The 4,171-nt window shown below is 65.5% G+C and carries 5 protein-coding genes; 4 read left to right on the top strand and 1 reads right to left on the bottom strand.

The window, feature by feature from the left end; translation table 11 throughout:
* Positions 1–236 precede the first annotated feature (236 nt).
* Positions 237–1,541 (top strand): sensor histidine kinase, encoded by a 1,305-nt coding sequence (locus tag B3587_RS10745; protein ID WP_292728507.1) that lies wholly within the window; start codon positions 237–239, stop codon positions 1,539–1,541.
* Positions 1,538–2,221, top strand: a complete 684-nt coding sequence (locus B3587_RS10750; protein ID WP_228176835.1) for a response regulator transcription factor — start codon at positions 1,538–1,540, stop codon at positions 2,219–2,221. The genes B3587_RS10745 and B3587_RS10750 overlap by 4 nt, the downstream gene beginning before the upstream one ends.
* Positions 2,222–2,295: 74 nt before the next feature.
* On the opposite strand, the gene B3587_RS10755 is transcribed toward B3587_RS10750, so the two are convergent.
* Entirely contained in the window at positions 2,296–2,760 is a 465-nt protein-coding gene (locus B3587_RS10755; RefSeq protein WP_228176836.1) for a DNA modification methylase, read from the bottom strand.
* 168 nt (positions 2,761–2,928) lie between these two features.
* Here B3587_RS10755 and B3587_RS10760 point away from each other — a divergent pair, with 168 nt between their 5' ends.
* Positions 2,929–3,411 (top strand): CarD family transcriptional regulator, encoded by a 483-nt coding sequence (locus B3587_RS10760; protein WP_195692045.1) that lies wholly within the window; start codon positions 2,929–2,931, stop codon positions 3,409–3,411.
* A gap of 31 nt (positions 3,412–3,442) precedes the next feature.
* Positions 3,443–4,171 (top strand): 2-C-methyl-D-erythritol 4-phosphate cytidylyltransferase (gene ispD, locus B3587_RS10765; protein WP_292728510.1); only part of this gene is annotated, 729 nt, incomplete at its 3' end.

The raw sequence follows: 4,171 nt of genomic DNA on the forward strand, positions 1-4,171 counted from the left end.
GTGACCATCCCGGAGATCTCAACGAGACGGTTCTGCACATCTTCGAGCGACTGGTGGAAGACTTCGCGCATTCCGATCCCTTTCGTGTGTTGTCGACCGGCAGACGCCAGACGACCCAGTGATTCTCGCCACCGAAGGTTAACGGACAGTGCCGCTCCGGTGAATAGTGACGCGCCCGAGGTGGGCGCGAGCACCGCTCGCAATGTCGTCCTCCGGGCCGCCCGTACGCTGTTTCCATGCAACCTGCGCAGATCGCCCTGCTCGGCCTCCTGGTGGGGCTGCTGATCGGTGCGGGTCTGGCTACCCTCATCCTGTTGGCGCTGCGGGCTCGCGAGCGCGCCGAGTACGGCGCCGGCATGGATGTTCCCGAGGGTGCGCGAGTGGTCCTCCACGGACTCGACGATCCCGCGGTCGTCCTCGATTCGGCCGGCGTCATCATCGCGGCATCGGCATCCGCGGCGCCCTTCGACCTGACCGAGGGAAGCATGCTGCCCACTGCCGAGTTGCGCGGCGTCGCGCGCCGGGTCAGCGATGCCGACGCAGCGTCGAACGCGACATTTCGCATTCGCCGCGGCACCGGGCCGGGGGAGTCACGTCTGGTCACCGTACGGGCGACGCCCCTCACTTCCCGACTCATGCTGCTCGTGCTGCGCGATATCACCGAGAAAGAGCGGGTCGAGCAGATGCGACGGGACTTCGTGTCCAACACGAGCCACGAGCTGAAGACCCCGGTGGGCGCGGTGAGCCTGCTAGCCGAGGCCATCGAGTCGGCATCCGACGACCCTGCCCAAGTACGGGTGTTCGCCTCGCGCCTGTCTGCCGAGGCGACGCGACTGGCAACCCTCACCTCTCGCATCATGAACCTCTCGCGCCTGCAGGCAGCCGATGAGCTCAACGATGAGCGGGACGCTTCGATCGACGAGATCATCGCGTCTGCCGTCGAAGCTCACGCCGTCCAAGCCGACTCCGCGGGCGTGCAACTCGTCCGCGGCGGCACACGGGGTCTGTTCGTTCGCGGCGATGCCCAGGTGCTGAGCGAAGCCGTGGGCAACCTGATCGCCAACGCCATCGCCTACTCCCCGAAGGGCTCAAGCGTAGGAATCGGTGTCAAAGCGGCGGACGGCGTCGTCGAGATCGCCGTCACCGACCGAGGAATCGGAATCTCCGAGGAAGACCAGGACCGCGTCTTCGAACGGTTCTACCGCGCAGATCAAGCTCGCTCGCGCCGTACCGGAGGAACCGGCCTGGGGTTGGCGATCGTCAAGCACGCCGTACAGCGCCATGGCGGCGACGTGCGCCTGTGGTCGCGCGAGGGCCGCGGCTCGACGTTCACCATTCGGCTTCCTCTGATCGAGTCTCCTCACGACGAGCCGCCCCGAAAGCGGGTTCGAAAGGAGAAGAAGGTCAAGAAGAAGAAGACCAAACTGCAGGGCTCGGATGCCGTGCTGACCGAGGGTGCGGTCCACGTCGCGCTCGATCGGACCGGAACACCGGACAGAAGTGGCATCGCTGCCCGAGAAGGAAACGGAGAAACCGCATGACTCGCGTCCTACTTGTCGAGGACGAACCCGACCTCGCCGACCCGCTCGCGTACTTGCTGCGCCGGGAGGGTTATGAGGTCGAGATCGCCGAGGATGGAGCCGCCGCCCTCGCCTCGTTCCGTGAGTTCGGCGCCGACATCGTGTTGCTCGATCTCATGCTTCCCGGGATGCCCGGCACCGAGGTATGTCGGCAACTGCGCGCCTCGTCGTCTGTTCCGATCATCATGCTCACGGCGAAGGACTCCGAGGTCGATATCGTCGTGGGACTCGAGCTCGGCGCTGACGACTATGTGACCAAGCCCTACTCGGCTCGGGAACTGCTCGCACGGATGCGCGCAGTGCTGCGCAGGCTCTCCACCGCCGAGGCGGACCTCGACGACCGCATCCTCGAAGGAGGGCGCGTGACGCTGGACATCGACCGGCACACCGTCTCGGTCGACGGCAGCGAGATCAGCATGCCGCTGAAGGAATTCGAGCTCCTCGAGGTGCTCATGCGCAACGCGGGCCGGGTGCTCACGCGTGGTCAGCTCATCGACCGGGTGTGGGGAACCGACTACTTCGGCGACACGAAGACACTGGATGTCCACATCAAGCGCATCCGCTCACGCATCGAGAAGAACCCGAGCGATCCGACCATGCTCGTGACAGTCCGCGGGCTCGGCTATCGCTTTGAGTCCTGACCCGCCACGACCTCAAAACCACGTCGGCCCCGCTCTCGACAGAGGCGGGGCCGACGTTGTGGTTCCGGGAAGACTCAGGGCACGAAGGGTGCGAGGTATTCGAGGTCGCCGTTGAATACCGGCACCGAGATGACGGAGGTGACGCCCTCACCGGACTGGAATGATGCCGACAGCGTCGCTCCGGGCGGGGTGTTCAGGTCGCGGATCAGAATCGGATCGGCGTTCTCGCCGAGGCTCTTGACGGTGCCCGCCGGAACGATGACCTGTTCTGTCACACCATCGGCGAAGTCGATGTTCAGAACGTACGTCTCGTCCGTGCTGTTGATGATGGCGGCGAGGAAGTTGCCTTCGGTGCCCTCGTCGTTCGCGACGATCATCGTGTTGCGAACCTGCAGGGGACCGGACTCGTCGGGGACGTTGGTTCCCTCGGCGGGCGAGTACTCGATCGTCGTCGCGTGCGCGGAGATCAGGCTGCACCCCGAGGTTCCGAGGACGAGGGCTGCGCCCACAACGAGCGACGCGATGAGGCGCGATTTCACGGATCCTCCTTGAGCGGATGACGGCTTCACGATGCATTCTACGGGGTTGCGCACCGTCGGCTTACGCCTCCCTGAAGCTCACTTCCGCCCGGGGTCGAAGAGTGGGTGGCGAACTCTAGCGTATGGGCCCTGTGGTATTCTGGAGTTTGCCGAAAGGAACATAACTCCATGCTTTTTGAGGTTGGCGAGACGGTTGTCTACCCGCACCACGGGGCCGCAACAATCATCGAGGTCAAGGAACGCGTCATCAAAGGCGAGACCAAGAAGTACTTGAAACTCAACGTCACTCAAGGCGATCTGATCATCGAGGTCCCGGCTGAGAACGTCGACCTGGTCGGCGTCCGTGATGTGATCGGCAAGGACGGTCTCGAGCGCGTGTTCGACGTGCTGCGCGCGCCGTTCACCGAGGAGCCCACGAACTGGTCTCGCCGATACAAGGCGAACCTCGAGAAGCTCGCGTCGGGCGATGTCATCAAGGTGAGTGAGGTCGTCCGCGACCTGTGGCGCCGCGATCAGGACCGCGGTCTTTCCGCCGGTGAGAAGCGGATGCTGGCCAAGGCCAAGCAGATCCTGATCTCCGAGCTCGCGCTGGCCGAGAAGACCGACGAAGAGAAGGCCAGCGTCCTGCTCGACGAGGTCCTCGCCTCCTGAGTCGGTGCTGCCGCGCGGTAGCGTGGCACCCGTGAGCATCATTCCGGTCCCCCGCGTCGCGGTCATCGTCGTCGCAGCGGGCTCGGGTAGCCGGCTCGCCGCCGGAATCCCCAAGGCCTTCGTCGGCCTCGACGATCACACCATCCTGCGACATGCGCTTCGAGGCATCTTCGAGGCTCCACCGATGCAGGTCATCGTCGTCGCGCCCGCCGGTCGCGAGGGTGATGCGTTGACGGATGCCGAGGAGGCCGCGGCGGATAGGCGCGACCTCGTGTCCGTTGTCACCGGCGGACCCAGCAGGCAGGCATCCGTAGCCGCAGGCCTCGCCGTGCTGTGGGGCGACGTCGAATACGTCCTCGTGCACGACGCGGCGCGTGCCCTCACCCCGCCTGATGTGTTCACGCGCGTGATCGGCGCGCTCGAGGCCGGCGCTGCCGGCGTCGTCCCGGTCATGCCGGTCGTCGACACGATTCGGCAGATGGAGGGCGACACCATCGTCGGGGTCGTCGACAGGTCGAGTCTGACTGCTGCGCAGACACCGCAGGGATTTCAGCGCGGGATTCTGGAAAGCGCATACGCCGCGGCAGAGGACGAGTACACGGATGATGCGGCAGTCGTCGCCGCCGCCGGGCATACGATCACCACGGTCGCCGGGGATGGGGTCGGATTCAAGATCACGACCCGCGCCGACCTCGACCGCGCGCGAGGCCTCGTTCGGCCCCTTCGGCACACCTCCGCACCGCTGGGTGAGCCGGCGCTG

Origin of the sequence: Microbacterium sp. UBA837 (assembly GCF_002296025.1) — a bacterium.
In the GTDB taxonomy this organism is placed as follows: Bacteria; Actinomycetota; Actinomycetes; order Actinomycetales; family Microbacteriaceae; genus Microbacterium.